Raw genomic sequence first — 4,503 nt, forward strand, 5'->3', positions numbered from 1 at the left:
AAGATCGGCGTCATGTTCGGCTCGCCCGAGACGACGACCGGCGGCAAGGCGCTCAAGTTCTACTCGTCGGTGCGGTTGGACGTGCGTCGCATCGAGACCCTCAAGGACGGCACCGATGCGGTTGGCAACCGGACCCGTGTGAAGGTCGTGAAGAACAAGGTGGCGCCGCCGTTCAAGCAGGCCGAGTTCGACATTCTCTATGGTGAGGGCATCTCGCGAGAGGGCTCGCTAATCGACTTGGGTGTCAATGAGGGGTTCATCCGAAAGTCGGGATCGTGGTTCACCTACGAGGGCGACCAACTCGGACAGGGCAAGGAGAATGCCCGCAAATTTCTCAAGGAGAACCCGGATATCGCCGACGAGATCGAGAAGAAGATCAAGAACAAGCTTGGCATCGGGTTGCCCGGCTCGGCCGACGACCTCGATCCGGACGCGCTCGCGCCGGCACCCGTCGAGTTTTAGAGGCTCTCGTGTCCGAGTCCCGTGATGGTGACGCGGGCCTGATCGAAGAGGCCGTTCGGAAGCCGAAGGCCGCCGCATGGGATGCCGCACTCCGGTTGCTCGGGGTGCGCGCCCGCGGCCGAACTGAAATGCGGGACCGCCTGATCCGTCGGGGGTTCAGCGCGGACGAGGTAGAAGCGGTCATGGTGCGGCTGGACAAGCACAACCTCCTCGACGACGAGGCCTTCGCCCGCGAGTGGGTTCACTCGCGAGGTGAGTACTCGCGTCGGGGCAGCGTTGGCCTACGACATGAGTTGCGCACCAAGGGGGTTGACGAAAGCGTGGTCACCGCTGCGCTCGCCGAGATCGATCCCGAAGACGAGTACCGACGCGCGAGCGAGCTCGTCGCGCGCAAGCTGTCGTCATTGTCGGCGGATCTGGCCGAGCGTGCCGTCCGCGATGCGCTGACGCGGCGCCTTACCGGTATGTTGATGCGGCGCGGCTTCCCCCAGGGGCTCGTCGTCGACGTGGTGCGCGACCTACTCAGAAAGCATGCGGAGCAGGTGTAGCGAGCACGCGCTCAGACGATTGAGCCGTCGACCTTCACCGCGGCGACTCTGCCGCGCTTGCCGCGGCCACTGCGCAGGCGCTTCTCCAGCCGTGTCGCGACGGTGGTGAGCGTGAAGTTGATCGCAATCATCACAATCGCGACGACAAGCAGCGCTGGAATGTAGTTGCCGTAGAACGATGCGGACAAGACGCCGGAGCGGACGACTTCGACGTAGCCGATCATGTATCCCAAGGCGCTGTCCTTGAGTGCGATGACCATTTGCGCCACCAGTGCGGGGAGCATTGCGGTCACTGCTTGGGGGAGCAGGACCAGGCGCATCAACTGTGATTTGCGCAGTCCCAAGGCAGTGCCGGCTTCGGCTTGGCCACTGGGCAGCGAGTTGATTCCCGAGCGCAGGATCTCGGCGATGACCGTTCCGTTGTACAGCGTGAGACCGGTGACCACCGCGGCGAACGCCAGGTGCGCTGGCGGCACTATGCCGTATTGGGCATACAAGTAGTAGGTGAACAAGATGAGCAGCAGCACCGGGATGGCGCGAAACCCCTCGGTGAACGCTCCGCAGAACCAGCGCACGGCGCGATGCCCAGAGAGTCTGCCGATGCCCAGCAGGGCACCGAGTACCAGAGCCGCCGCGATCGAGACGACAGCGGCCTTGATGGTGCCCCAAAGGCCCGGCAGGAGGTATTTCGTCCAGGTTGACGCCGTGATGAAGGGCTGCCACATATCGGCGGCCAGGAGACCGCGTTCGTTGAAGCGAGCAATGATCCAGGCGGCGGCCGCCGCCAGCACAACGAGGAACACGAGAGCGAGAACCGCGTTGCGGACGCGCGCCCGCGGTCCCGGCGCGTCGTAGAGTACGGTGGCGTCGGCGTTCATCGCTTCACCGCGAATCGGCGGGCCAGCCAGCCGAAAACCAAGCCCTCGGTCAGTGTGATGATCATGAAGCCGACGGCGATAATCGCGAAGATGCCCAGCACCAGGTTCGCGTGGTTCTCGATTTGGGTCTTCATCAGCAGGGCGGCCTCACTGACGCCGATGATGGACGCGATGGTGGTGTTCTTCGTCAGAGCGATGAGCACACTGCCCATCGGAGCGATGACCGACCGCATCGCCTGAGGCAACACGATGGCGCCGAAGACCTGGGTGAATCCGAGACCCAGTGATCGGGCGGCCTCGGCCTGGCCGATCGGCACCGTGTTGAATCCGGCACGCAGCGTCTCACACACAAAGGTCGCGGTATAGGCGACGAAGGCGAGAACGGCGAGCCAGAAGTTGTTGTTCTTCACGAAGTTCGGCCCTTCCGGGGCGAGCACGATGCTCAGGTTGGTGTAGAGGCCGAGTGAGCAGAACAGCACGATTAGCGTGAGCGGGGTATTTCGCACGATGTTGACGTAACCGGTGGCGAACCAGCGCATCACCGGTACCGGCGAGACGTGCATGCCGGCCAGGATCACACCCCAGATGAGCGCGCCGATCGCGGACAGCACGGTGAGTTTCAGCGTCATCGCGAACGCCGGCCAGAGGGCGGGGCCGATATCAGCCCAGAGTGTGCTCATCGGCTCAACCCTGGTGGGCAGGGGCTCGGCGTTGCCTTGAGGAAGGCCAGATCGCCGGGCGTCGGCAGGAATCCGAACTGCGATCCGGGTGCAGCCGCCCGGGCGATCATCGAGTCGACCATCTCGTTGCCGACGGATTGGCGCAACCCCTCCTCCCAGTCGGACGGGCGACGGGGATGCGGCGAGAGCATGGTCCGCAGGGCATCGTTGGCCGCGGCGACTGATTCGGGCTGTCCCTTTGCCATGCCGATGCCGTAGCGCTCAGTGGAGAACGGCCGGCCGGCCGGGATGAAGGCACCCTTCGGGCTGCAGGTGTCGCGCGGATAGGTCATGGACAGCACCCGCATGTCATAGCGGGGGAAGAAGTGGGCATATCCGGCAAGTATCACCTCGTCGGTGGTCAGCGCGTCGACCTTGTCGTTGCGCAGCGCCTCCACACACGACGAATACGAGTCGAATTCCTGCAACTGCACATTGGGCAACTCGCGCTTCACGTTCTGCGCCGGTGTGGAGCCGGTGACCGAACAAAGTTTGCGATTGGGGTTGTCGAGATCGGTCAGCGACTTCACCGGTGAGTCCGCCCCGCGGACAAGTAGGCCCTGATAGTTGACGAGGTACGGGCCCGCGAAGTCGACCTTGATGATGCGGCTGGGACTGATCGAGTAGGTGGCTGCGATCATGTCGACCTCGCCGTAGCTGATCAGCGCTTCGCGCTGCGCCGACGGGGTTTCGCGCCAGGTGATCCGCGGAGGGGGGACGCCCAGCCGCGCGGCGATGTGGTTGACGACGTACCGCGAGACCGTCGGATCGAAGCCGGTGATGTCGTCGAGTCGTGGATCGCGCAGGCCCAGACCGGGTTGGTCGTACTTCGTTCCGAGAATGACGTGACCAGAACGGATCGAGTCCAGCAGGTTGCGCGGCTGACTACCGCAGGCGGTGAGTAGGCCGGCACAGGCGCCGACGACGGCCAGAGCGGCGAGGATGCGGTGGGTGCGCAGTGCCATCAGTGGTCCAGGATCTTCGAGAGGAAGTCGCGGGCCCGATCACTGGCGGGCGAGGAGAAGAATGAGTCCGGGTCGGTGTCTTCCACGATCGCGCCGTCGGCCATGAAGATGACGCGCCGCGCGGCCTTGCGGGCGAAGCCCATCTCGTGGGTGACGACGACCATGGTCATCCCGTCCTCCGCCAGCGAGACCATGACGTCGAGGACCTCGTTGACCATCTCCGGGTCGAGTGCCGACGTCGGTTCGTCGAACAGCATCACCCGCGGCTCCATCGCCAGGGAACGTGCGATTGCCACACGCTGCTGCTGCCCGCCCGACAGTTGTGCAGGATATTTGTCGCGCTGCTCGGCCACTCCGACGCGCCGAAGCAACTCCATCGCCTTGGCCTCGGCGTCGGCCTTCGACTTCTTGCGCACCTTGATTGGCGCGAGGGTGACGTTCTCCAGGATCGTCTTGTGGGCGAACAGGTTGAAGGACTGGAAGACCATGCCGACCTCGGCGCGCAGCGCCGCGAGGTCACGACCCTCGTCCGGAAGCAGGGTGCCGTCCAGGTAGATTTCGCCGCTGTCGATCGGTTCGAGACGGTTGATCGTGCGGCACAATGTCGACTTGCCCGAGCCCGACGGGCCCAGGAGGACGACGACCTGGCCGGCCGGGATGTCGAGGTTGATGTCGCGCAGAACGTGCAGATCTCCGAAGTGCTTGTCGACGTGTTGCAGCGAGACCATCGGCGGGGCAGAGGTGGTGGGCGATGCCGCTGCAGTCATAACCGATCACCTTAGTACCGCGGTGGCCGCACGGCAGTGCATGCGTATTTGTCGTCCGCACTATCCTTGGAAGCGTGAGTAGTGAAAGTCCGGCCGGCACCGGCGAGCAACGCCGCTACGAGGTGCGAACGTTCGGCTGTCAGATGAACGTGCACGACTCGGAG

Annotated in this window: 5 protein-coding genes and 1 pseudogene; 2 read left to right on the plus strand and 4 right to left on the minus strand. The window is 64.2% G+C overall.

Going from position 1 to position 4,503, the window contains the following annotated elements; genetic code table 11:
• Together B4M62_RS04700 and B4M62_RS04705 are read left to right on the plus strand one after the other, a co-directional pair.
• A pseudogene (locus tag B4M62_RS04700) lies at window positions 1–462 on the plus strand (DNA recombination/repair protein RecA); the annotation flags it as partial.
• An 8-nt stretch (window positions 463–470) separates the two neighbouring features.
• On the plus strand, window positions 471–1,010 hold the full coding sequence (locus tag B4M62_RS04705) for a regulatory protein RecX (RefSeq protein ID WP_414651777.1): 540 nt from the start codon (window positions 471–473) through the stop codon (window positions 1,008–1,010).
• A gap of 11 nt (window positions 1,011–1,021) precedes the next feature.
• On the opposite strand, the gene B4M62_RS04710 is transcribed toward B4M62_RS04705, so the two are convergent.
• Genes B4M62_RS04710 through B4M62_RS04725 form a run of 4 tightly spaced genes read right to left on the minus strand, consistent with a single transcriptional unit; the run spans window position 1,022 to window position 4,300 of the window.
• Window positions 1,022–1,888, minus strand: a complete 867-nt coding sequence (locus tag B4M62_RS04710; protein WP_290705791.1) for an amino acid ABC transporter permease — start codon at window positions 1,886–1,888, stop codon at window positions 1,022–1,024.
• Window positions 1,885–2,568 carry an amino acid ABC transporter permease gene (locus tag B4M62_RS04715; RefSeq protein ID WP_290705793.1) on the minus strand — a complete coding sequence of 228 codons (684 nt, stop codon included), beginning with the start codon at window positions 2,566–2,568 and terminating at the stop codon, window positions 1,885–1,887. Before B4M62_RS04715 ends, B4M62_RS04710 begins: the two co-directional genes overlap by 4 nt.
• Entirely contained in the window at window positions 2,565–3,572 is a 1,008-nt protein-coding gene (locus B4M62_RS04720; protein ID WP_290705795.1) for a transporter substrate-binding domain-containing protein, read from the minus strand. The genes B4M62_RS04715 and B4M62_RS04720 overlap by 4 nt, the downstream gene beginning before the upstream one ends.
• Window positions 3,572–4,300, minus strand: coding sequence for an amino acid ABC transporter ATP-binding protein (locus B4M62_RS04725; RefSeq protein ID WP_290705821.1), 729 nt, complete (start codon window positions 4,298–4,300; stop codon window positions 3,572–3,574). The genes B4M62_RS04720 and B4M62_RS04725 overlap by 1 nt, the downstream gene beginning before the upstream one ends.
• Between the last annotated feature and the right edge of the window lie 203 nt (window positions 4,301–4,503).

The organism is Gordonia sp. UBA5067 (assembly GCF_002414845.1).
Taxonomy (GTDB): Bacteria; Actinomycetota; Actinomycetes; order Mycobacteriales; family Mycobacteriaceae; genus Gordonia; species Gordonia defluvii.